Genomic DNA, 20,472 nt, shown 5'->3' on the forward strand with positions numbered 1-20,472 from the left:
AATGACGCAGGAAGCCAGGGCCGATATTGTCGTTATCGGCGCTGGCGTCGTTGGCCTGATGGCGGCGCTGGCACTGTCTGCCACCGGTCGGACGGTCACGATTGTTGAAAAAAATGCTCCGGCGCGCGGTGCCAGTTTTGGCAATGCCGGAATCCTGGCATTTTCCGAGATCATGCCCCTCGCCTCACCCGGCATCATTCGTCAGGCACCGAAATGGCTGCTGGATCCGCTTGGCCCTCTGAGCATCCGCCCCTCCTACGCACACAGAATTGCCCCCTGGTTGTGGCGCTTCTGGCAAGCCAGCAGGCCCCAGGCCTATGGCAAAATCATGCAGGCGCAGGCCGCTTTGATGCAGCTTTCCCGGCAGGAAATGCAGCGTGCCAGTGCCAGTGCAGAGCTTGGCCAGCACATTGAAACCACCGGCACTCTGGACCTTTACGATGGCGAGGCAGCCTTTAACGCCGCAAGGCGGGACTGGACAGCCAAGGAAAAGGCCGGGATTGGCTTTCAAGTGATTTCCGGAAGCGAAATTGAAACGCTGCAGCCCGGACTGGCCAAGCGGTTTCTGAGCCATGCGGTTTACGATCCAACGGGTCAGCAGGTCAAAAGCCCCTATGATTTCACCATGGCCCTGGCCAGCCAGTTCACCGCGCAAGGTGGCTCGATTGTGCGCGATGAGGTGCTGAAGATTGAGCCACAAGGCACAGGCGCGCGTGTCATCTGTCCTGGCGGCCGCGTGCTGACAGCCAATTGCGTGGTTCTTGCCGCCGGTGCGTGGTCGGGAAAGCTGGCCGCTGCGCTTGGAGACAAATTGCCGCTTGAAACCGAGCGCGGATACAACACCACACTGCCTCCGGGCGCCTTTGATCTGAAATGTCAGCTCTATTTCAACGGCCACGGCTTTGTCGCCACGCCCGTTGAAGGAGGCGTAAGAATTGGTGGCGCGGTGGAGCTGGGCGGCCTGTTTTTAGCCCCCAACTATGCGCGCTCCGCTGCAATGCTGGCAAAAGCGCAGGAATTTCTGCCGGGGCTGAATCCGGCTGGCGGTACGCAGTGGATGGGTTTCCGCCCATCCATGGCAGATACGCTGGCCGTTATTGGCCATTCCAGCGCCAGCCGCTCCATTGTTTACGCATTCGGCCACGGCCACCTTGGCCTGACGCAGTCAGCCGGTACGGCGCGTCTGGTGCGAGATCTGGTTCTGGGCAGTGAGCCGGCTATTCCGATGGCTGCCTACTCACCTGCACGTTTCAAACATCACGAGTAAAGAACATATGGCGCGGCATTCATTTTTCTGCATAGACGGTCACACATGCGGCAATCCCGTGCGTCTGGTGGCGGGTGGTGGCCCCAACCTTTCAGGCGCGAACATGCTGGAAAAGCGGGCGCATTTTCTGGCGGAATATGACTGGATTCGCACCGGCTTGATGTTTGAGCCACGTGGCCATGACATGATGTCAGGCTCTATGCTGTACCCGCCCACGCGTGATGATTGCGATGTCGCGATATTGTTCATTGAAACATCCGGCTGCCTGCCAATGTGCGGGCATGGCACTATCGGCACGGTAACCATGGCGCTGGAACATGGACTGGTGACTCCGAAAGAACCCGGAGTGCTTCGCCTCGACACCCCTGCCGGTCTGGTTGTGGCGACCTATCGGCAGGAAGGCCAGTATGTTGAGGAAGTCCGGTTGGTCAATGTGCCGGCTTTTGTGCATTCCACAGGTCTGGAAGTCGAATGTCCCGGCCTTGGCAGCCTGACTGTGGATGTCGCCTTTGGCGGAAACTTTTACGCAATTGTCGAGGCGCAACCCGGTTTCCGCGATATGGCTGATTACACAGCGTCTCAACTGGTGCAGTTTTCCGGCCCTCTGCGCCGCGCGCTGAATGAAAAATACAGTTTTGTTCACCCGGAAAAGCCAGAGATCAGCGGCCTGTCACATATTCTCTGGACCGGTGCGCCAACCAACCCTGAATCCCATGCGCGCAATGCAGTTTTTTACGGGGACAAGGCCATCGACCGCTCTCCGTGCGGCACAGGCACATCCGCCCGTATTGCGCATTGGGCTTCGCGGGGAAAATTGCAGGTTGGAGATCCGTTTGTGCATGAAAGTATTATTGGATCATTGTTCAAAGGCAGGGTGGAGGCTGCGGCCGAGGTGGCTGGCATACCGGCAATTGTCCCATCCATTGCGGGATGGGCTCGCATGACAGGTTACAACACGATTTTCATTGACGACAGAGACCCGTTTGCACACGGCTTTCAGGTTTTGTAACCGGCAGGCACAAGGCAAGACCAAAGATCTATTATTCATTGTTTATTTTTTAGTTTCGCTGCTGAAAACTGCCTGTATGTTCACGCAAAAGGTTTTCACAGCGGAGCGCTCATGATCAGTGGCCATTTTTTTAAACTGCTGCGTTCTGTCAAACCTCTTGTCACTGCACAGGTACCAGTCCCAACGCGGGAGCCGGAAGCAGATGTATCAGCCAGAAAAAAGCCTCTGGCCCTGTGTATTGTCAGCAACCCGGGAACACATGACAGTCGGGTTCTGAAGCAGGCAGCAAGTCTTGTGACCGGCGGATATGACGTGCTGGTTTATGCTCGTTCTGCAAGTGACGTGCCAGACCGCGAAGTGGTTGATGGGATACGATTTGAGCGTCTGCCGATGTTTGACTTCGATCCACCGACGACGACCAGTTTGAGAGAACGGGCATTCGAACTCTTCGGAGAAGAGGCGTGCGGCTTGCGATCGCTGTATATGCGGGTCATAGGCCTGAAACTTTCCGCAGAACAGCTTGAGCGCGCTTTGCCGGCGTTCAAAAGGCGTATCAAGAATTGTCCCTCCGGCACGCCCGAACGTGACGCCGCGTCAGAAGCTTTTCAACGCAAACGAAGCGAATGGCAAACTGCATATCAATTATACGACAGCGAGCGCAGGGCAGCCTTTCCGCAACTGAAATTCTATCTTTTTACGCTGAACCTTATGACCTACGGGCTTCGGGAGAAGCCCTCAATCATCCATTCCCATGATCTCTACCCACTGGCAATTGCCACATGCTGGGCGGAAGAGAACAGTGCTGCCGTGGTGTTTGATGCGCATGAACTTGAGACAGCGCGTATGCCGCAACTCTCGGACGAGAATGCGAGTTTCGTTGACCGGATAGAGCGCCATCTTCTGAAAAAGACCGACGGTTTGATCACCGTTTCTGATGGTATCGCACGGATCTATGCGGGGAAATTCACAAATGGCACGCCGCTCGTGATCCACAATGCGCCTGATCTTCGCCAGAAAAATCATGATGGGCCGGATATTCGCTCTCTCGCCGGAATTCATCCGCACACACCGCTGATTGCCTATACTGGCAATGTGGGACGGGAAGGTCGCGGCCTTCACCTCGTAACAGAAGCTCTCAGAAGCCTGCCGGAATATCATCTGGCCATTCTTGGCCCGCGCCACGCGGCCAATGATGCGTGGTTGATGGAAAAAGCCGCGGAGCATGGCGTTGCGGAACGTGTGCATCTTCTCGCGCCCGTGGCACCGCATGCGGTGGTAATGGCCACCCGGACCGCTGATATCGGCATCTGCCCGATACAGGATGCATCGCTCAGCTATCGCCTTTCCATGCCCAACAAGCTTTTTGAAATGGCTCTGTCCGGCATTCCGCTCTGCGTTTCAGACCTTCCGGAAATGAAGCGTTTCGTTGAGCGAAACCGCCTTGGCGTCAGCATGGACCAGACTGACCCTTCAGCCATAGCAGCCGCTATTGAGCATGTTTATCACAACAGAGCAGCTTACACTCCCGATGCCGTGGCCGGCGCTTCTCTGATGAAAAACTACTCCTGGGCTGCCCAGGAAAAAAAGCTGCTTCGAGGTTATCGAGCGTTCAAGCTGAACAGCCTTAATAACTGAACCAGTCTCCAGACTATAAACAAAATGGCCGATGCACAAATGACCCAAGTTTTTCTTGCAACATTAGTTTCTGACGAAGATGGCTTTCTGGTTACATTTGAGGATGTTCCTGAAGCGATCACATGTGGAAAAGATGAGGCAGAGGCTTTGGCCTCTGCAAGGGAAGCCCTGGGACTTGCACTCCGCGGCCGGGTTCGTTCCGGCGATCCCATGCCGTCGCCAATTGCAAGGTCAGGCGTGCCTGTGGCGACTGCCGTGTTCGACACACTCAAGCTGGCCACCATCGCGGCCTTCAATGAAGCAGGCATCAGCAAAACCGAGCTTGCGTTGCTTTTGGGAAAGCAGGAAACAGAGGCACGGCGTATTCTTGATCCAATGCACTGGACCAAGGTTCAGACACTGGAGGAGGCCCTGACCGTACTGGGCAAGAGTGTTGCTGTTGAAATATCCGATATCGGGCGGGATCGCTCGACCCGAACCGGCAGAGCTGTTTAGACTGGCCGCCACTGCTCGTTGCGTCTATCAGATAATTGCAGCCTGCAATTGATTGATGAGCGCGGGCGTGCCGACACAATCATCAGTGCAGGAACAGTCTGAATTCATGCTGACACTTTTAAGCCTACCTCAAACTGCGCTGATCATCGCGATATTTGTGTTTGTAGCAACCATGGCGGGCGTAGCCTTGCTGATCCTTGCAGTCGGACAGAGGCTGCCCGCCTACCGTTACCTGTTAATTCCTGCTCCCCCATTCATCGGAGTGATTGCCACCATGTGGGCGTTGGCGCTGGGCTTTGCTGCATCTGACCTTTGGGTTCTTGCCAACAAGGCAGATCAGGCTCTGACCACCGAACGGTCTGCGATCATTCGCCTGGCCGACCTTGCCTCGCCCGGCGCCTTGAACTGGGCTGAACTTCGCGATGAAATCAGCAATTATGTGGGTGCGGTTGAAAAGCATGAGCATGCGCGGTCGGATCTGGACGCGGGCCATGAAGAAGTCGACCAAACGCTTCAGAACATACTCCAGATCGCAATTCACCCGCCAATGATCGTTTCTTCGATTGCTGAATTGAAGCTTGTGGGTGCGTTGGACGATTTGCATGAAGCACGAAGCCAGCGGCTGGCCGTCAACAAAAGCGCGATCGACGCATCCAAATGGTATCTGATGTTCTCGCTGAGTTTTCTGACGATGATCACCATTGCTCTGGTGCATCTGGACAAGCCCGTTGCGGGTTACAGCGCAATTGCGATTTACTCAATCGCGTGTCTGGCCGGTTTCTGGATACTGGTGGTGCATCTCGACCCGCTGTCCGATACCCGGCCCAACTTCCTCTCGCAGCACCTCAGTGAGGCAAGACCAACTGACGGACTGTGGAACAGAACAGGTTGATAGCGAACAAAAGAAAAAGCCGCTGGGGATCTCACCCAACGGCTCCGGCTCCTCTTGGTAGAGGAATGACCTTGCATCTAAACTCGCCAGTACATCCGTGGTCGGAAAAAATGCCAAGATCAAACTGCGCATCAGCTTCATAGCGACGCGCGATGACGCTCTGATGACAGGCCATTGTGTTGATTTTATGTTTGGAGACATTTCCATCTGCGGAACATGAAATCTGCACTGGAGGTAATGCTTCGCTAATCAGGGCTGGCTTCAACCCAGATGCATCATGTCCATGTGATCCAAAGCATTTTTGATACTAGCACCGTTTCGCACCCGGAAAGCCCGCATTGGTAAAGTGCAAAAGGGAGCCTTCGTCACCGAAACGTTGATAATTCCCCCGCACCTTTTCCATAAGATGCTGACAAACCAATGCCTTTCGAGGGGAAAAACACAACTGGTGCGGTCGAGAATTGTGCCAGATGTCAATCAATTCAGAGGCTTGTCTAAAAGTGCGGGGAAGTGTGGACCATTGATATCAAACGATAATTTTGAGCGACCCCCGCACCTACTTTACTGCAGATCCGGCCTCAGCTCCACATACCGACGGCAGATTTATCGCACGACAGCGAGTCGGAGATCGAGCCAAGTGAATACCAATCTGATCGATGATGACTCTTCATTATGAGGCTGGTAGTTTGCCGTATCGCAAATGACTAGGCGCCGACATGTCTATTCAACCTCCCTCACCTTTTAGGCCTGACCGAAAACAAGAATGCGCCAAGGCCATCTCGGAAGCGATGTCTGTGCTAGAACACGAGGCATTGGCAGTGGGATGGACTCAGGAAGAACTGGCTGCAGCCTTCAGACAGTTTACACATGGTGCAGAACTGCGTGCGCTACCCAAGGAAAAATACGCCAGCGTTGCAAAACAAATAGTGGACCGACTGATCCGAGAATAACCCTCTTAGAACATACTGCGAGCTTCCAGAGCGCCGTACGCACCCTCTATCAAGCACTTTTACAAACGCGGAGTTTGGTGTAGTTTAGAATGGCTACATCGGTGGATTCGTTCACTGATTGGTGCCCGCCCGCAGCAGAATTAGACCTCAGCTGCGGGCATTTTATTGCGCTGTAGCTCCTAAGCGTTCGGCAACGAGGGCAGGCATTCGCCGCGGTTTTCCTCCAGGAGAAATTACTGCGACTTTGACCTTTGCCTTTATCAAAAGCACATCATCCAAGAGAATCGACTGTTCGAGCATAATCCTTGCTCCGCCTAGGAGTGAAGTCTGAGTTTTCACCAAAAGGACGTCATCAATTCTAGCGGGGCGCAAAAAATCTATATCCATATGGCGCACAGCGAATGCCATGGGTTCGCCAAAAGTGCCGTCCAGCAGCTCGCGATGCCCAATACCATGCTGGCGCAGATAATCTGTTCGGCCACGTTCCAGGAAATGCAGATAACGGGCATGGTACACCACGCCAGAAAAGTCAGTATCCTCGAAATACACCCGTACTGGAAGGCAGTGCCCTTCCGGCGTCAAATAACCTGCCAGATTTGCGGCATAATTCACGAACTCATCGCCAGCCATGGCTGTTTACTCCTCGCCCGGTCCGTCAAACAAACCGGTTTGCACGCCGGGCAAAGTAGGAACAGCAAGCCCGAGATGGCGAAACGCCACCGCAGTCAAAACCCGACCCCGGGGCGTGCGCTGCAAAAAGCCCTGCTGTAAGAGATAAGGCTCGACAATATCCTCAATCGCATCTCGCGGCTCGGAAAGGGCGGCGGCTATGGTTTCAATGCCAACAGGCCCACCGCCGAAATTAAGTGAGATCAGGTCCAGATATCGGCGATCCAGCTGGTCCAGCCCAAGACTATCAACTTCCAGTCGAATTAATGCCTCATCTGCAATCTTCCGGTCCACAATCTCCGCATTAGCCATGGTGGCAAAGTCGCGCACACGGCGCAGCAACCTGCCGGCAATACGCGGCGTGCCACGCGCACGGCGGGCAACTTCACGTGCGCCATCTTCACTCATGGGCAACTGCATCAACCGCGCCCCGCGTTTGACAATCAGCTCAAGCTCTTCAACTGTGTAAAAGTTCAAACGAACCGGAATGCCAAAACGGTCACGCAATGGCGTGGTCAAAAGGCCAATGCGCGTGGTGGCAGCCACCAGCGTAAATTTGGCCAGATCAATCTTCACCGAGCGGGCGGCTGGCCCTTCTCCGATAATAAGATCCAGCTGAAAATCCTCCATCGCCGGATAAAGAATTTCCTCCACCGCCGGGTTAAGCCGGTGAATTTCGTCGATGAACAAGACGTCCCGGTCTTCCAGATTGGTCAGCAGCGCCGCCAAGTCTCCGGCCTTGGCAATCACCGGCCCGCTGGTCGAGCGGAAATTAACGCCAAGTTCCTTGGCCATAATTTGCGCCAATGTGGTTTTGCCCAAGCCCGGCGGACCAACAAACAGCACATGATCGAGTGCTTCCTGCCGCGCCTTTGCAGCATGAATAAACACTTTCAGGTTTGCGCGTGCGGCAGCCTGGCCAATGAAATCGTCCAGCCGTTGCGGACGCAAGGTCACATCATCCTCGCCCCGCTTTTCCGCAGAAATCAGTCTCTCCGCATCGCTCATCGGCTCAGAGCCTTCAATCCAAGTCGAATAAGCTTGGCAGAATCAGCATTGTCTCCCGCTTCACTTACGGCAGCGGCAACCGCACTGGCTGCCTGGTCGCGCCCATAGCCAAGGTTCACAAGCGCTGAAATTGCATCCAACACCGCACCACCTGCAACGCCATCCCCTACGTCTCGCTTCAGGGCAAAGGCAGCCGCATCGCTGGCGCCGGTCAAGGCAGGCACTTTGTCCTTCAATTCACTCACGATGCGGGCGGCTACCTTTGGGCCAACGCCAGGGGCGCGCGCAACCATAGCCTTGTCCTGCAAGGCCACCGCATTGGCCAGTTCCGAGGCCGAGAGTGTGCTCATCACTGCCAGAGCTACCTTTGCTCCGACCCCCTGAACATTTTGCAACAGACGAAACCATCCTCGCTCGCCATCCGTGGCAAACCCATAAAGACGGATCATGTCCTCCCGCACATACGTTTCAATGAACAGCACCATGGCCTCACCCACCGCGGGTGCATTCATCAAAGTGCGTGCGCCGCAAAAGGCAATGTAGCCAACGCCATGCACATCAAGCACGATATGGTCTTCGCCCAGCGTATCCACTGTGCCCTTTAACTTGCCAATCAAACCACGACTCCAACTGCCGCTATAAAGAAGACATCATAGCGCGCACGCGCGCCGATTGCCGGTGGTGCGAATGGCAAATCGCTATTGCCAACGCATCAGCCGCATCGTCTGTATTAAAACTGGCCAGCGGCATCAGCACCTTTACCATCATATGGATCTGGGTCTTTTCGCCGTGCCCGACTCCAATGACTGCTTTTTTTACGGCATTAGGCGCGTATTCCGCTACGGGCAAACCCGCAAGTGCAGGAACAAGCATAGCAATGCCTCGCGCCTGTCCCAGCTTCAAAGTCGCAACAGCATCCTTGTTTACAAAGGTCTGTTCAACCGCTGCCTCACCTGGGGAAAACTGCGCAAAGACCTCGGCTAAACCATCATGTAGCTGCCGCAACCGTAAGGCCAGTTCCGCCTTGCTGTCGGAAGTCACCGTGCCAGATGCGACGAAACGCAGGCTGTTGCCCACGCTCTCCACCACGCCCCAACCAGTGCGCCGCAAACCTGGATCAATGCCAATGATGCGAATTGCCCTTACCCCTGCCTGTCATCTTCCTTCCTTATAGCCACAGATACTTACGTGGAACAAACGGAATAAGAACATAAGCGAAACGAAATTCGATCGCGGCAGCGGTCATGCCTGAGGTTGATAATGAGACACGGCATCCCGCGCGTGAAGTTTCCACGGTATAAATCGAGCTTGTCAGCGAAACTGGCGATGCTGATTGGACGACGAAATAAATCCCATTTTCGCGGCTGCTGAAATAGCCACTTGTCGAATCTCTTTCTCTGCCCGAAATGGAACAGAAGGAGAACACAATGGGCAGACTTCCTGACGGCGGCTATTCTGTTGACACGCTTCGCGACGTTATAGAGTCGGGCGGGAGCATCACCGCGTACTGCGGCAATCGCGAATGCAACCGTACTCTGGATATGGATGTGTTCGATCTTGCAGAGCATTTTGGCTTAGATGCCACCACCCACAAGGCAAAGTTCCGGGTCAGGTGTGCGGCTTGCAGTTCGCGAGACATCACATACATCTATGCTCCCAACACGCGGGGCTATCACTCCACAGACAAAACCCCACCGGTGAATACGCGGCCTACGCGAACAAGCATCCCACAGCACCTTAATTTGTGGAGGCTACAAAAATAGCCCAGCCCAGCCCAGCCAAAGCCGAGCGGGGAAGCAGCAACGACGCCCGAAGCAATCACATACCAGCGCGGGGGGCCGGATGCCTTCCTTGGTTGCGTCTGGGCTGATGATCAACAGCACAAACCCGGCAGTGGATAATGCGCGGCCTAACGAGCTGAATGGCGTTCCCGTCCATTCTGACGGCTGACCAGCCAGCGCCCACGCCAGGCCAAACGTGCCTGAGTAGGAAGAGCCTGCCGCCAGTAACGTCACACCCAGAAGCGCGAGATGGCTCCCTTCAATGTCGCCCTCTTTGGCATCACGGTAAGCATCTGGAACCCATCTGCCGAAGACAATGAGCCCTGCAACCAGGGGCTGCAGCTTCGCGTTGCCAGTGTGAAGGAGAAAACGATGATGCCGAATAAAAAAGATGGCACCCGCAAGGGACCAAAGGACGATGCGGAAGGCCAATTCGTTGGCACGCAACACGGTGGGGACAATGACGGCGTTATAAGCGCTGACCCCCGAGTAATATCCGGAAAGAAGGATGGCGACGCAACGTTCCCAATCCGTAAAGCCGCAGCAAAGGATTAGATCACGGCTTCTTTGAAGGAATAACCAGTCCTCGCACGATTAAATACGGCGTTAAACGCAATGAGGCCTAACCATTTGGAGTATTTCGTTTTTGGGGATATGCTAAATATTGAAAGAAGCACCCGACGGACCTAAAACGATCTGGTGTTGTTGAGAGAGCTGTGGCTTCTCCCGTAAATGATCTGGCGCCTTCAATGCGCCTGATCTTAAACCGCCTTACCCCAGGCGAGCTTTCCATGAGATCCTTTTCTTCTGAAGAGATTTCATTTGTCCAAGTGCTTGAGGTTCGAGGTTTGGTTGAGTGTCGTCAGATCCCTGATCAGGACATTTTCGTTCGCCTAACGAGCGAGGGCCGAGCATTGCACGGGCAAGGACGTTTCTAAAGAGCCCGAAATAACCGACCTGATTTGTGTTGGCGGGGCGTCACTTGAAGCCTTGGTCGGAATGCGAGTGAGACAGAAGGCCCGTCACAGGATCACTCTGAGTTTTTGGATTTCGTCTTAAGCGGGGGAACTCGTTTGACAAACGGAGAGTTCTTTTCGGCAGTGATCGCTGACACCATTTCAAATAGTTGAGGGAACAAGATGATGAGAAAGGGCAATACGCAAGAGTTTCGTCGCGAACGTGCACAAAATACGGATCTCGCTGCAAACTCGATTATAGCGGTTGAAAGAGAGAAGAAGGCATTGAAGACAGAACGTTTGCGAGCAGCGCGCCTGGAAGAGGCAAAAAAGTCTGCTGGTAAGGATCAACAATAATGAGAGAACGTATACATAGCGCGCCCCGTATGGTCAGCAGGGACCGAGCGCTGTGATAATGGTAGTTGGCCCATTTCGATGCTGGCCCATTATGCTCATGAACAACCATAGCCGGGTCCGGTGTTCCAGTGCTCCAAGTGAGGCTTAATAATCAGGAGGTTATAATGGGAAGCAGAGAAGAACTCATTCGTCAGAGGGCGCATGAAATATGGGAAGATGCGGGATGCCCTGAAGGTCAGGCGAATGTTCACTGGGATCAAGCAACCGCAGAGATTGTTGCGGCAGAAGGGTCAAGCGGATCGCCGAAGTTTGCAGAAGACGATCTTCCCGAGGGATTGATAAGAGCTCCCAAGGGCCCTAATCGGCAGCCTAAACAGACCATATAGATAGCTGTGAGCCCTAGAATTACGCTCGATAGGCGGCGAAACTGCTTCGAATTCGACGCCGTCGTCGAATAGCATACCGCGCGTCTCCAGACCAAATACCGCCAGAAGTGAAGCCCCCGTTTGCTGTTCTATTCGTAAAAATCTCCTATTGCGTAGGCTTCCACTCGCGCACTATAGACTCAACGTCTGTCAGTAAGATTTGCTGAGAAAAGCGGGTTCGATAAAGCTCCATCAACGCGTCATGAGTTGAATCCGCCGAACTGCAGAGCGCATCCTCAGGTAGTACTACCCAAAACCCAGCATCAACTGCGTCTATTACCGCAGCCAATACGCAGACATCTGTCTCAGCCCCACTGATGATCAGTGTTTTTATTCCCCGTTCGTGAAGGTCTGCGAGCAAGGCTGTGCCTTTGAAAGGCGAGTAACGTGGTTTGCAAAGAACTTGTGCAGGCGGAACCAGATGAGCAAGTTCCGGCACCAACTCAAGGAGTTGAGGGTCTATAACGTTTTGGGTAAACTGCGACCATCGCTCAAAATAGGATTGCCAAGCGCCGGAGGCCTTACTCGCATCAGCAGGTGGCATGAATTTGGTGAAGATAGTATGGGTGGGCGCATGGGAGGCCAGAATTGACACGAATGGCAACACCCGGCTCATCCAAGGTGTATTCCAGTCGGTATCGAGCGCGAACATCAGTTGCATGTCAATGCACAAGTGGGCGCAAGGCTTTAGCAGCCACCTCTCAAGTTTGTCACAGTTTCGAGAATTTACTTCCTCATCGCTCATTCCAGATACTTGGCATAGCCCGAACAAAAATAAAGCCCCGCGCAGCCGGTGCTAAGCGCTCGCGAGAGCGATGAAGAAAACTATTCAGCCAAGAATGTGCCTATTCAGTCCAAAGGTTGATTTAGACCTTTTCCGCGTATCATACTTGAGCCAGACTGAATTGGATCTGGTCTGTGGAGGTATGAGGTGGCTCTTAACATTCGAAAGTGGAGGCGACTGAAAGAAAATGAAGTTGCTTTCGATCGGTACCTGAACCAGCCCACCGCCACACCTGAACAATTATACGATGTGAATTTCCATTTAATGGAGATAGCAACACTATTGCGTTACATTCTATATGCACTTACCGTCGGCCTAGCATTTTATCTAGGTTCAATTTTAGGCATAATTCGTTCAATCTCATAATCGTATTTGTGATATTGGATTGGGTTCCAACTACTTAACTCGGCGGTAGCTGTATTTTCTTCTCGTGAACACAGAACGGCCCGAACTTTGTGGCGGCTTGCCAGAAGAAGCCGGTGTCGTGGAAGTATGTGCCGATGAAGCACTGAGGACCTTCCGGCAATGGCAGGAATATCTGCCGGCCAACACGCGGGCCAACTGGGCCAGTCTCAGGTGCGGTGAAGACAACGGGCAACTGAGCCTGCACGCGGACGTTGGATCCGTCCTCGTTCACAACTTCCCACGATGAGCCCTGATAAAACGCCGTGCGCTGCTTGTAGAAGTGCGGAGTGAACAGCACGCCTGTCGGAGTTCGCACCACATCCTCAATCGTAAAATCCTTGATCACTGGGTAGAAGCGCGCTTCGATTACCGGGCCGACCATCAGGATGACAGCCCAGAAGCCTATACCGACCATCGCCCCATACATGACAGAGAGAGCCCGCCCTATCGCGAACTTGGCCGCTACCTTTGCCTTGTTCCTCATGTCGTCGGCCCCTTGTCGGTTTCCGATGGTACGATCTTGCCACGCCTCACATTCCAGAAGTCGATGATGAGGCCGGTCAGTCCTATGCCCACCACACCAGCCAGAAACCCGCCCAGAGTGTCTTCACTGGTTCCCGTTGGCGTGATGGCTCCAAGGATCGGAGACAGCCAGTTTGTGAAGTGCGGGCCGAGATAGACTGAGGTCAGAGCGCCAACCAGAAGAGTTGGCAGAAGGCTCCGCCAGCTCTCCCTAAGCGTCAGCCAACGAACAAGGCCCCCGGCAATACCGGCGACCACCAATTGCGTGTTTTTTCCGAAGAGGTCGCCGTTCAAATCCATGGGTACAGTATTCCTTGCTGCGCATGGGTTCAGGTGCCGAGTGGTTGCTTGGCAACCCACCTTCCCCACAGGGCCACAATTCCGCCGATCACCGGCCCAGCAGCAACCAACAGTTCGAGGACTTCCCCGCGAAGTTCATCTGGCATCACGTAGCCCATCGTTCCGGCGACGCCTGAGAACAAAGCCAGCAGCGCGCCAAGCGTGACGCGTGAGCGCCACCAAGGCTCAGTGTTAGTGACGTGCTGGATAATGGGCTCCATACGAGCCGCAATGGTTTCGGCTACAGGCTGAATGGCCGAACGGTCAATTGCGATATTCGGGCTGGCCGCCGCGCTCGCAGCACCTGAGACGGCAGCCTTGATGACTGCAGTTTTCAAACTGGACATATCAGCTCTCCTGCTCAGCGGCTTTGGCACGAGCAGACAATACCCGCGCATAGGCTTCGGCCGCGGTAGCCAGAGCCGTAGCGGTATCAGTCGGAGGATTGGCGCAGATCGCTGCAATCGTGGTGTGCGCTTCAAGCTCAGCCTGGACAATGCGTTTTGAGATGCTGCCGTCAGCAGCGATTGCGACAAAGGCGGCGTGAATGATCGGCTCGGTGCGGCAGATCTGTGCAAGTTCATCCTGCTTTGACTGGATGAGTCCGTCCATATTTGCGCAGCCGGTGAGAGCCAGCGCCGCAGCAGCGGCAATGAGTACACGTTTCATAACGATGTTTCCTTTGGAGATGTCAGCGAATGGCTTCTTCAAGCTCTTCATGGAGAGCCCGGATTTCTGCGAGGATGATGGACGGGGTGCGGGGTGGTGACGAAACGCCGTCATTTGGCCCTGAAACACCTGAATTGTCGGGGTTAGAAGGTGGTGACGTGGAAGCATTAGTCTCCAGCATCTTCAATACATCGATGCGCGTGCCCTTGCCCCACTGGACCGCGCCAGATGACGAAGCAGGATAGACGTTTGCCATTCCATTGTTCGAATAGACGCCGCTCTGAAACAGCTTCTGCTCTTTCTGTCGGCGAGGGATTATCTCAGCCGGCTTGGACCAGCCCATGAACTGCTCACCGGCCAACTTGAAATTCTTGGCGTTTAGCGACTTGGTGAGCTGTGCATTCGCGATGCCGCCGGTGTTGTAGTGGAAGGAAACCAGCGCATCGAACTGCGTCTGTGTCAGGTGCACTTTCACAGCCCGGAGCACATCCGACTCGTATTTCGCCACATCCTTCCGGAATAGTTCGATCAACTCTTGGACTTCATATGTTCGCGTGTCCTTTGCAGGATCGGGCGGTCCAGCAGGTTTGGTATGGCCTACGCCTACGGTCCAGACACCGACACTGTCCTTGTACCGGGACGTGACAATTCCTTCGTGCCCGGCCAATTCGGCCAGACCGCGATTGCTCATTTTCATGGATGCGCCCTACTTTGATTGATGTGTGGTGTAAGGAGATGGATATGAACGGTTTACTTATGGAATATGTGCCTTGGATATGGGCACTCTTCGCAACAGGTGCGTGGATGAGAAGCGCAGCAAAAGCTGATTTCCTTGCTATTGAGAATGAGCTCGCGCAAAGAGAAATTGGTGAGAACTACGTCGAAATCTTAAATCGTCTGAAGGCCATTGATTTGGCCGTGTTGCCCAGATCACGAGAGTAAGCGGCAATCAAATGAATCGCGAAGTTTGCTGCACGTCCGAAGCGGCCATGAGCTCAGGCGAGAACAGCATCAGATCGTAGCCGCCCGCGCCGGCATCCTGTGCCTGGAACCAGTTTGGAACACGGGCGAGCGTAAAGCCCGTATGATCTCCAGGCCCGCCCTGCCATGGATGAGCATGTTGAGCCACGGCTCCACCGTTGGCCGCCACGCGCCTTATGCCATCGCCACCTGCCAAGTCACGCTCAAGGAAACTGAACACCAAGCGGAATGGGTCGTAGCTGTCGCCAGAACCCATCGGCGTTGAGAGAAGATTGCCATGGCCGGTGTTATTAACCACGTTCCCGGAACCATCTATGCCGAGATAGGCATCGTGATCCCATCCGACGATAACGCGGCGGTTGTTGCCGCCAGGCACGAGATTGTTGACGCCGGTCGTGAACTGCCCCTGGATGAGCATTGATCCCGCCTGCCCCAGCATCGCAACGATATCCGGTGCCAGAACGGCATGCTCACGTGCACGATCAACACGCTCGCTTGCTGTTGGAATGAAGTTGGTTGGATAGTTCGGGTCAAGGCCTGTGACGCCGTGGGTATCGACGTTGATGAAGCGGACATCACCATGCGGTGTGACAGTAACATCTCCGGAATCGGGATGAGGCAAGAATGCCCACACCATTTCATCCGCGCCAGTGCCATCAAGACGCCATGAACCGCCCGGCACAGTGTCGCCGGTGCATTCCACATATCCAGTTCCGTAGAAGCTGAACAGGTAGCTGTAATTGATCATGTGAATGGTTACGGGCGTGATGAAGATTGCAGCGTTGTAGATGCGATTGAAGCGCGGGACGGGATCAATCCACCACTGCCGCCGGCCACGCTGCCAATCATAGCGGGGCGCGTTCTCAAGTGTATCATATGAGAAGGGTAAACCGTTCACGGGTATGTAGCTGCGACCGGCTGGGCCTTCGATCGTAATGATCTCGCTGATTGCGGCTTCGCGTTTTGGATACTTGCCGCCAACCTTTGGCCCGACGGGCATAAAGGCGCGGTCATTGTTCCAGTCCACACCGGCTGCCCAGGTATCAAATAGCGGATCGTCATACCAAGGCGCAGCGATTGAGAAATGCGGGGCGTATACGATGGCCGTTGACGCGAGCAGGATCGGTGCAACGTTGACCGGTCCTGCGCTCATTGTCACCGGATGAACAAGCGACGTGGATGAGACGTGAGTGGGAAGCACATCGACGGGCCCGGCCTCGACAGTTGGCTCATGCACCACGACCGAAGAGGTAATCTCAGCCGGCGCAATCGTGACAGATCCAGCCGAAACGGCTACCGGGTGAACAACAGCCGCGGCCGGGATGTGCGCAGGCGTCATATCCTGAGCTGGGTTTGACGCAAGCTCGAAGGTTGGTTCGTAAACTACAGCAGTGGATTGGATTCTGGCTAGCCGGATAGTCTGGCGATTGCCTTCCTCAACCGGTGCGGCGCTGATGGCTACACCGCTGATGCCCGCCGAAATGACGACAGTCGCCAGACCCATCGTGCGAGAGATGCGCACCGTCTCCATTATGGATGGCCCCTGGTTATTGGCGACATGACCGGCAGGCTGAGCCTCAGGTAGAGATAGTTCTCAGGCTGAACATCCGTGCGAACCAGATCCAACACGACCGAGCAGCCGCTGATGCTGGCCGTCTGTACTGCGCTAATCCGAATCTCCACCGTCTCATCATCGATCCGCAGCAGCCCGCCGTTGTCGGTTGTCAGATCTGCAATTCTGTCGGTGGAGTACGAAAAACGCCGAACATCGGCGCGCAACTCGCAGGCTTCCGGGAACACCGGCTCTGCACTCGATACGGCCACGCGCACAGCATATTCAAAGCCAGGCACAACCGAAGGCGCAGGGGTCGTTACAGCCATGACGCGCTTCCTTACAGGGAGAAGATGCCGCTTTCGGACCAGTTCAGATTGATATCGCCACCATTTGGCGTGATGGGCAGGTTTGAGCCGGTATCGATATAGGCGATGAGAGGAGATGTGCTCTCGGTGCCGGTATCGACGTAGATGATGACTGCGCCAACAACTGCACCGCCAGGCACTGCCGGAAAGGTCAGATTGGCTGCATCGAGCGTGCCATTCAAAATGGTTTTCGAAGCCAATGGTTGAGGGCCGGAAATACGCGCACCCGCCGAAACATCGTTCAGCGCATCATGGGTGGCGCTGAAGGTGTATTCGCTCACGTCAATGAGAACTGCGCGAACGCTGTCTTCCGGAATATCGATGTCGCCCGCAAGAAGAGCTTCTTTGAATTTGGGATAAAGTGCGTTGGCCATGGTGGCTCCAATAAAAAAGCCGCCTCGATGGGCGGCGGACATTGGCAGAATTAGAGGATAATCAGTCTATAAGAGCGGCTGCTTCAAATAGTTCGTCAATCTGCTCGACAGACAGACCCAGCTGAGAACCGAGTGCATCCACAAGTGGATGAGCACGGCGGAGTGTCGTGGCATATTGCCATTCGATCCGCGCTTCCTCGCCCTGCTGCCCAGGCATTGACTGTATTGCCGCATCAGCCTGTGTCAGGATCCCAGCACGGCTAAGCTGGATCTTGGCCTGCCGCATGGTCACTTCCGTCACGGGTATTGGCTCTGGCGCAGGCGGCACATACTCTACGGGTTTCTCGCCGTCCCAACGACGCAAGCCAGAGTGATAGATGAATTCGCGCCATTGATCTTCGGTAAGCTCTACCGCGCCATCTGGCACCATTGGCCATGCGTCACTTCTGAAATATGTGATCGGTAAGCCCTGCTCATCAAACATGCCGTGATAAACAAATTCTTCCATTTAGAACCCCACTGCGTCCCAATAACCGCCGATAGTCGTCGTGGTCACAGTTCCGCCGTTGGAGATCAAGCGCCGCCGAACTGTGAATGATGATGTGCTGACGCTCTCGACGTTACACGTCACTGCGTTTAGCCCAGCGCCAGAACTGAACATCTGCGTCTGCGGTTTCAAAAGGCCGTTGGGGAATTGCATCGGGAAATTGACGACATAATCAGCCGTCGCTCCCAACAAGGTGCCCCATTGATAAATCAGGCTCCGCCTAATTCCCAGAACGTTGATAGGCAGCACAATGGCGCCAGACGGGCCAAAATCACCTGACTGCCCCGCAATCATGTTCCAGAGTGCATCCATAGATAGAGGCATCAGCGGGCCAGTGCCCGATGAACGTCCAACTATGATCGGCCCTGTGAAGTTAATCAGCTTTGCCAAGCTAAAAGCGCCATCAGGCACTTTGGGCCCAGTTACCGCACCATCGCGAATTTTGGGAGTCTCTATGGCATTGTCAGCAATCTGAGCGGTATCCCATCTGGCATTGTTGAATGCGTTCGCCAGTAGAAGAAAATCAGAAAGATTGGCTTTGCCGGTTTGTAAGGCTTGGAGTGATGAACCTACATTCGTTTGCTCGAATGAGATTTCAGAGGCATCAAACTCCATTATATCGCGAACTTGTCGAAGCCGAAGCTTGTGAGTCTCGCCTGCCCGAGACGCTGGAAACTCATGTTCCAGCGAAGGAAAGTCTGTCGTGGGATATTCGCTAATTTTAGGCATAGATTACCCCCTACGCCGCAAGCGTAAATTCAATATGGCCGGTGGGTGAGGCAACCGAGATTACGTTATGCCAATCGGTCGTGATGCGCGCAGCAGCTGAGTATCGGGAGTGAGTTTTATTCTCGATGGCATTTGCAATCCCATCCATGACACCGCCCGGGTTGATTGCCGCGACTCCGAGAAACCCGCTCGCCGCAAAAATTCGCGGGGTCCTGGACCAATTTTGCTGCACAGTTCCGGTGAACAGATACGCGTCCAAGTTGGCCGGGTTTCGTGTTGCCGGACCACCTGAAGCTTGCGTCAAAAACAGCCGATCAAGATTGGCGAGATTGGTAATTGTAGCAATGTTCGAGCTGCTGGTGATAACGCGCGCGATAAGCATGTCATCGTAGCCAGAGTCGAAGACTGGATGCGTCTCGGCCAACGCGCTGGGATTATAGATCGGGTCCGCCAGATCGCGGAAAACGATCCCCTCCACTGAATGCCAGCGTACATGGTAAATTTTACTCGGTGCGGTGGCAAAATCCGTCTGCACGGTGGTTACCGGCCATATCCCCCGGTGAAGAAACTCCACACCTCCGGGCACACGTATAGATGAACCACCCGACGTTATGACGGTAATCCGACCATCCACGGTCTGAACGTGAGGGAAGATTGGTAGGCGTCCTCGAGCCTGCGCAATGAGAATGTAGTCATTTGGCTCGCCGCCACCACTGGCCGCTGCAATATGAGCGAGAATAGCCTGATATAGCTGTGTGAGATCCGTATTGGACTGAGGAATACCCGCAGCGGTAATGACGGCCCCAATCTCAGCCTCAATCCGATGGAACATGCCCCGGAACAGCTCGATGTCAGCACCACCGCAGGTGAAGCCCTGTTGCTGCTCATCGCTTGTTGGATAACGTTTATCCGCCACGTTCCCGAAGGGCGGGTCAAAGTCTGCCATGGTTCAACCTTTCAACAATCGTAAGCGCGGACATCGACTGGGCATATCCACTCGGAATCGGCACCCATGCCATCGGCCATAATCTGCTGCCCGTCTTCCGACAGAATTTCCTGATCATCTTCGGAGGTAATCGCATTGCCGGTGAGTGATGGCCGATCGCAGAACCCGCCCCATCCCTCTCCAAATCCGAAGGGTCGGAGAGATCCGAAATGAAATCTGACAGCAATACCAAGGGGGACCGGCAGCACCCTCGGGTAGAGCTGCACCACAGCCTGTTCAGCTGTCGTTAGTGGACGACCGGGCGCAAGGATCACTCTGCCTCGACCATGCTCCATAATCATTGCCTGCTCACCCCAGAGCGTCCTGATGGCAGTGTTGAGGCTGCTGCGATCGAAGTAGGCCTGTATTTGGTATCTTCGCACTCGAAGAAACTTCCGGTAAAGCTCGTCATCGTTGATGGTGACATAAGCAATGCCGACATCTGAACACGCCAACCAGTTAGCCTCGGCACAGAACCCAAAGATCGTTAGCGCTTCATCAGGATTACAATCAAAGCCGAACACTGGCTGGGTAGAGCAAACGCAGTGGCGCCGCGGAAAGCCCATGTGCTTACCGAGGATAGTGAGTTGGTCGCCGACAGCCGTGTCGAGATCAAAATACGAGGCCAGATTACAGATGGCCTGCTGGATCACCTCGACTTGCCGCAAATACGAGCGGATCAAATGGAGGAGTTTAGGGCTCTCGCGATATTGCGTGAGTATGCGGGCCAGTCGTTGATCGACAGCCTGAAAGTCTACTGGACACTGGGCCAT

27 protein-coding genes are annotated in these 20,472 nt (G+C 54.6%); 10 read left to right on the forward strand and 17 right to left on the reverse strand.

Annotation, left to right across the window (positions count from 1 at the left end; genetic code table 11):
- Window position 1 precedes the first annotated feature (1 nt).
- The 6 genes from FPY71_RS09900 (at window position 2) to FPY71_RS09925 (ending at window position 6,248) form a co-directional block, all read left to right on the forward strand.
- Window positions 2-1,267 carry an NAD(P)/FAD-dependent oxidoreductase gene (locus tag FPY71_RS09900; protein ID WP_149300065.1) on the forward strand — a complete coding sequence of 422 codons (1,266 nt, stop codon included), beginning with the start codon at window positions 2-4 and terminating at the stop codon, window positions 1,265-1,267.
- Window positions 1,268-1,274: 7 nt separating this feature from the next.
- Complete coding sequence (locus FPY71_RS09905) at window positions 1,275-2,276, forward strand: 4-hydroxyproline epimerase (protein ID WP_149300067.1); 1,002 nt, start codon at window positions 1,275-1,277, stop codon at window positions 2,274-2,276.
- A gap of 111 nt (window positions 2,277-2,387) precedes the next feature.
- A complete protein-coding gene (locus FPY71_RS09910) occupies window positions 2,388-3,911 on the forward strand; it encodes a glycosyltransferase family 4 protein (RefSeq protein WP_149300069.1) in 1,524 nt (507 codons plus the stop codon).
- Between the two features lie 39 nt (window positions 3,912-3,950).
- Complete coding sequence (locus FPY71_RS09915; RefSeq protein WP_149300071.1) at window positions 3,951-4,406, forward strand: type II toxin-antitoxin system HicB family antitoxin; 456 nt, start codon at window positions 3,951-3,953, stop codon at window positions 4,404-4,406.
- Window positions 4,407-4,461: 55 nt separating this feature from the next.
- Window positions 4,462-5,298, forward strand: coding sequence for a bestrophin-like domain (locus FPY71_RS09920; RefSeq protein WP_149300073.1), 837 nt, complete (start codon window positions 4,462-4,464; stop codon window positions 5,296-5,298).
- A 716-nt stretch (window positions 5,299-6,014) separates the two neighbouring features.
- On the forward strand, window positions 6,015-6,248 hold the full coding sequence (locus FPY71_RS09925) for a hypothetical protein (RefSeq protein ID WP_149300075.1): 234 nt from the start codon (window positions 6,015-6,017) through the stop codon (window positions 6,246-6,248).
- A gap of 162 nt (window positions 6,249-6,410) precedes the next feature.
- Here the strand turns inward: FPY71_RS09925 and ybgC are convergent, their stop codons facing one another.
- From ybgC to ruvC, 4 genes are read right to left on the reverse strand one after another with little or no spacing between them, the layout of a single operon-like run.
- Entirely contained in the window at window positions 6,411-6,878 is a 468-nt protein-coding gene (gene ybgC / locus FPY71_RS09930) for a tol-pal system-associated acyl-CoA thioesterase (protein WP_149300077.1), read from the reverse strand.
- Window positions 6,879-6,884: 6 nt separating this feature from the next.
- On the reverse strand, window positions 6,885-7,925 hold the full coding sequence (ruvB, locus tag FPY71_RS09935) for a Holliday junction branch migration DNA helicase RuvB (protein WP_149300079.1): 1,041 nt from the start codon (window positions 7,923-7,925) through the stop codon (window positions 6,885-6,887).
- A complete protein-coding gene (gene ruvA / locus FPY71_RS09940) occupies window positions 7,922-8,542 on the reverse strand; it encodes a Holliday junction branch migration protein RuvA (RefSeq protein WP_149300081.1) in 621 nt (206 codons plus the stop codon). Before ruvA ends, ruvB begins: the two co-directional genes overlap by 4 nt.
- Before the next feature lie 19 nt (window positions 8,543-8,561).
- Window positions 8,562-9,062 carry a crossover junction endodeoxyribonuclease RuvC gene (gene ruvC, locus FPY71_RS09945; protein WP_149300083.1) on the reverse strand — a complete coding sequence of 167 codons (501 nt, stop codon included), beginning with the start codon at window positions 9,060-9,062 and terminating at the stop codon, window positions 8,562-8,564.
- 893 nt (window positions 9,063-9,955) lie between these two features.
- On the opposite strand from ruvC, the gene FPY71_RS09950 reads away from it, so the two are divergent.
- The 3 genes from FPY71_RS09950 (at window position 9,956) to FPY71_RS09955 (ending at window position 11,405) form a co-directional block, all read left to right on the forward strand.
- Entirely contained in the window at window positions 9,956-10,261 is a 306-nt protein-coding gene (locus tag FPY71_RS09950) for a hypothetical protein (RefSeq protein ID WP_149300085.1), read from the forward strand.
- Between the two features lie 584 nt (window positions 10,262-10,845).
- Complete coding sequence (locus FPY71_RS18485) at window positions 10,846-11,019, forward strand: hypothetical protein (RefSeq protein ID WP_210246270.1); 174 nt, start codon at window positions 10,846-10,848, stop codon at window positions 11,017-11,019.
- Between the two features lie 164 nt (window positions 11,020-11,183).
- The gene (locus FPY71_RS09955) at window positions 11,184-11,405 is read left to right on the forward strand and encodes a DUF2934 domain-containing protein (protein WP_246160285.1); all 222 of its coding nucleotides are present in this window, start codon (window positions 11,184-11,186) and stop codon (window positions 11,403-11,405) included.
- 145 nt (window positions 11,406-11,550) lie between these two features.
- Here the strand turns inward: FPY71_RS09955 and FPY71_RS09960 are convergent, their stop codons facing one another.
- The 6 genes from FPY71_RS09960 to FPY71_RS09985 form a co-directional block, all read right to left on the reverse strand.
- The gene (locus FPY71_RS09960; RefSeq protein WP_149300086.1) at window positions 11,551-12,189 is read right to left on the reverse strand and encodes a cysteine hydrolase family protein; all 639 of its coding nucleotides are present in this window, start codon (window positions 12,187-12,189) and stop codon (window positions 11,551-11,553) included.
- 439 nt (window positions 12,190-12,628) lie between these two features.
- Window positions 12,629-13,117, reverse strand: a complete 489-nt coding sequence (locus tag FPY71_RS09965; protein WP_149300088.1) for a hypothetical protein — start codon at window positions 13,115-13,117, stop codon at window positions 12,629-12,631.
- The gene (locus FPY71_RS09970; protein ID WP_149299200.1) at window positions 13,114-13,455 is read right to left on the reverse strand and encodes a hypothetical protein; all 342 of its coding nucleotides are present in this window, start codon (window positions 13,453-13,455) and stop codon (window positions 13,114-13,116) included. The genes FPY71_RS09965 and FPY71_RS09970 overlap by 4 nt, the downstream gene beginning before the upstream one ends.
- A 29-nt stretch (window positions 13,456-13,484) precedes the next feature.
- Window positions 13,485-13,841, reverse strand: a complete 357-nt coding sequence (locus FPY71_RS09975; protein ID WP_149300090.1) for a hypothetical protein — start codon at window positions 13,839-13,841, stop codon at window positions 13,485-13,487.
- Window position 13,842: 1 nt separating this feature from the next.
- Window positions 13,843-14,163 carry a cell wall anchor protein gene (locus tag FPY71_RS09980; RefSeq protein WP_149300092.1) on the reverse strand — a complete coding sequence of 107 codons (321 nt, stop codon included), beginning with the start codon at window positions 14,161-14,163 and terminating at the stop codon, window positions 13,843-13,845.
- Window positions 14,164-14,185: 22 nt separating this feature from the next.
- Window positions 14,186-14,854 (reverse strand): lysozyme, encoded by a 669-nt coding sequence (locus FPY71_RS09985; RefSeq protein ID WP_210246271.1) that lies wholly within the window; start codon window positions 14,852-14,854, stop codon window positions 14,186-14,188.
- A gap of 50 nt (window positions 14,855-14,904) precedes the next feature.
- On the opposite strand from FPY71_RS09985, the gene FPY71_RS09990 reads away from it, so the two are divergent.
- Window positions 14,905-15,105, forward strand: coding sequence for a hypothetical protein (locus FPY71_RS09990; protein ID WP_149300096.1), 201 nt, complete (start codon window positions 14,905-14,907; stop codon window positions 15,103-15,105).
- 7 nt (window positions 15,106-15,112) lie between these two features.
- Here the strand turns inward: FPY71_RS09990 and FPY71_RS09995 are convergent, their stop codons facing one another.
- The 7 genes from FPY71_RS09995 to FPY71_RS10025 form a co-directional block, all read right to left on the reverse strand.
- On the reverse strand, window positions 15,113-16,675 hold the full coding sequence (locus FPY71_RS09995) for a hypothetical protein (RefSeq protein ID WP_149300097.1): 1,563 nt from the start codon (window positions 16,673-16,675) through the stop codon (window positions 15,113-15,115).
- Window positions 16,675-17,025, reverse strand: coding sequence for a hypothetical protein (locus tag FPY71_RS10000; protein WP_149300099.1), 351 nt, complete (start codon window positions 17,023-17,025; stop codon window positions 16,675-16,677). The genes FPY71_RS09995 and FPY71_RS10000 overlap by 1 nt, the downstream gene beginning before the upstream one ends.
- Window positions 17,026-17,036: 11 nt before the next feature.
- Window positions 17,037-17,438 (reverse strand): hypothetical protein, encoded by a 402-nt coding sequence (locus FPY71_RS10005; protein ID WP_149300101.1) that lies wholly within the window; start codon window positions 17,436-17,438, stop codon window positions 17,037-17,039.
- A 61-nt stretch (window positions 17,439-17,499) separates the two neighbouring features.
- Window positions 17,500-17,946, reverse strand: a complete 447-nt coding sequence (locus FPY71_RS10010; protein ID WP_149300103.1) for a hypothetical protein — start codon at window positions 17,944-17,946, stop codon at window positions 17,500-17,502.
- A complete protein-coding gene (locus tag FPY71_RS10015) occupies window positions 17,947-18,714 on the reverse strand; it encodes a gp53-like domain-containing protein (RefSeq protein ID WP_188052294.1) in 768 nt (255 codons plus the stop codon).
- A 10-nt stretch (window positions 18,715-18,724) separates the two neighbouring features.
- The gene (locus FPY71_RS10020) at window positions 18,725-19,660 is read right to left on the reverse strand and encodes a hypothetical protein (RefSeq protein ID WP_149300107.1); all 936 of its coding nucleotides are present in this window, start codon (window positions 19,658-19,660) and stop codon (window positions 18,725-18,727) included.
- 11 nt (window positions 19,661-19,671) lie between these two features.
- A complete protein-coding gene (locus FPY71_RS10025) occupies window positions 19,672-20,472 on the reverse strand; it encodes a baseplate wedge 1 family protein (RefSeq protein WP_149300109.1) in 801 nt (266 codons plus the stop codon).

The sequence above is a fragment of the Aureimonas fodinaquatilis genome, from assembly GCF_008369445.1.
Lineage (GTDB): Bacteria > Pseudomonadota > Alphaproteobacteria > Rhizobiales > Rhizobiaceae > Aureimonas > Aureimonas fodinaquatilis.

Excerpts from the sequence above, each read along its gene's own strand:
- FPY71_RS09900 (WP_149300065.1), top strand. The coding sequence starts at position 2 with ATGACGCAGGAAGCCAGGGCCGATATTGTCGTTATCGGCGCTGGCGTC.
- FPY71_RS09905 (WP_149300067.1), top strand. The coding sequence starts at position 1,275 with ATGGCGCGGCATTCATTTTTCTGCATAGACGGTCACACATGCGGCAAT.
- FPY71_RS09910 (WP_149300069.1), top strand. The coding sequence starts at position 2,388 with ATGATCAGTGGCCATTTTTTTAAACTGCTGCGTTCTGTCAAACCTCTT.
- FPY71_RS09915 (WP_149300071.1), top strand. The coding sequence starts at position 3,951 with ATGACCCAAGTTTTTCTTGCAACATTAGTTTCTGACGAAGATGGCTTT.
- FPY71_RS09920 (WP_149300073.1), top strand. The coding sequence starts at position 4,462 with ATGAGCGCGGGCGTGCCGACACAATCATCAGTGCAGGAACAGTCTGAA.
- FPY71_RS09925 (WP_149300075.1), top strand. The coding sequence starts at position 6,015 with ATGTCTATTCAACCTCCCTCACCTTTTAGGCCTGACCGAAAACAAGAA.
- ybgC (WP_149300077.1), bottom strand. The coding sequence starts at position 6,878 with ATGGCTGGCGATGAGTTCGTGAATTATGCCGCAAATCTGGCAGGTTAT.
- ruvB (WP_149300079.1), bottom strand. The coding sequence starts at position 7,925 with ATGAGCGATGCGGAGAGACTGATTTCTGCGGAAAAGCGGGGCGAGGAT.
- FPY71_RS09950 (WP_149300085.1), top strand. The coding sequence starts at position 9,956 with ATGGCTCCCTTCAATGTCGCCCTCTTTGGCATCACGGTAAGCATCTGG.
- FPY71_RS18485 (WP_210246270.1), top strand. The coding sequence starts at position 10,846 with ATGATGAGAAAGGGCAATACGCAAGAGTTTCGTCGCGAACGTGCACAA.
- FPY71_RS09955 (WP_246160285.1), top strand. The coding sequence starts at position 11,184 with ATGGGAAGCAGAGAAGAACTCATTCGTCAGAGGGCGCATGAAATATGG.
- FPY71_RS09960 (WP_149300086.1), bottom strand. The coding sequence starts at position 12,189 with ATGAGCGATGAGGAAGTAAATTCTCGAAACTGTGACAAACTTGAGAGG.
- FPY71_RS09965 (WP_149300088.1), bottom strand. The coding sequence starts at position 13,117 with ATGAGGAACAAGGCAAAGGTAGCGGCCAAGTTCGCGATAGGGCGGGCT.
- FPY71_RS09970 (WP_149299200.1), bottom strand. The coding sequence starts at position 13,455 with ATGGATTTGAACGGCGACCTCTTCGGAAAAAACACGCAATTGGTGGTC.
- FPY71_RS09975 (WP_149300090.1), bottom strand. The coding sequence starts at position 13,841 with ATGTCCAGTTTGAAAACTGCAGTCATCAAGGCTGCCGTCTCAGGTGCT.
- FPY71_RS09980 (WP_149300092.1), bottom strand. The coding sequence starts at position 14,163 with ATGAAACGTGTACTCATTGCCGCTGCTGCGGCGCTGGCTCTCACCGGC.
- FPY71_RS09985 (WP_210246271.1), bottom strand. The coding sequence starts at position 14,854 with ATGAGCAATCGCGGTCTGGCCGAATTGGCCGGGCACGAAGGAATTGTC.
- FPY71_RS09990 (WP_149300096.1), top strand. The coding sequence starts at position 14,905 with ATGAACGGTTTACTTATGGAATATGTGCCTTGGATATGGGCACTCTTC.
- FPY71_RS09995 (WP_149300097.1), bottom strand. The coding sequence starts at position 16,675 with ATGGAGACGGTGCGCATCTCTCGCACGATGGGTCTGGCGACTGTCGTC.
- FPY71_RS10000 (WP_149300099.1), bottom strand. The coding sequence starts at position 17,025 with ATGGCTGTAACGACCCCTGCGCCTTCGGTTGTGCCTGGCTTTGAATAT.
- FPY71_RS10005 (WP_149300101.1), bottom strand. The coding sequence starts at position 17,438 with ATGGCCAACGCACTTTATCCCAAATTCAAAGAAGCTCTTCTTGCGGGC.
- FPY71_RS10010 (WP_149300103.1), bottom strand. The coding sequence starts at position 17,946 with ATGGAAGAATTTGTTTATCACGGCATGTTTGATGAGCAGGGCTTACCG.
- FPY71_RS10015 (WP_188052294.1), bottom strand. The coding sequence starts at position 18,714 with ATGCCTAAAATTAGCGAATATCCCACGACAGACTTTCCTTCGCTGGAA.
- FPY71_RS10020 (WP_149300107.1), bottom strand. The coding sequence starts at position 19,660 with ATGGCAGACTTTGACCCGCCCTTCGGGAACGTGGCGGATAAACGTTAT.
- FPY71_RS10025 (WP_149300109.1), bottom strand. The coding sequence starts at position 20,472 with ATGGCCCAGTGTCCAGTAGACTTTCAGGCTGTCGATCAACGACTGGCC.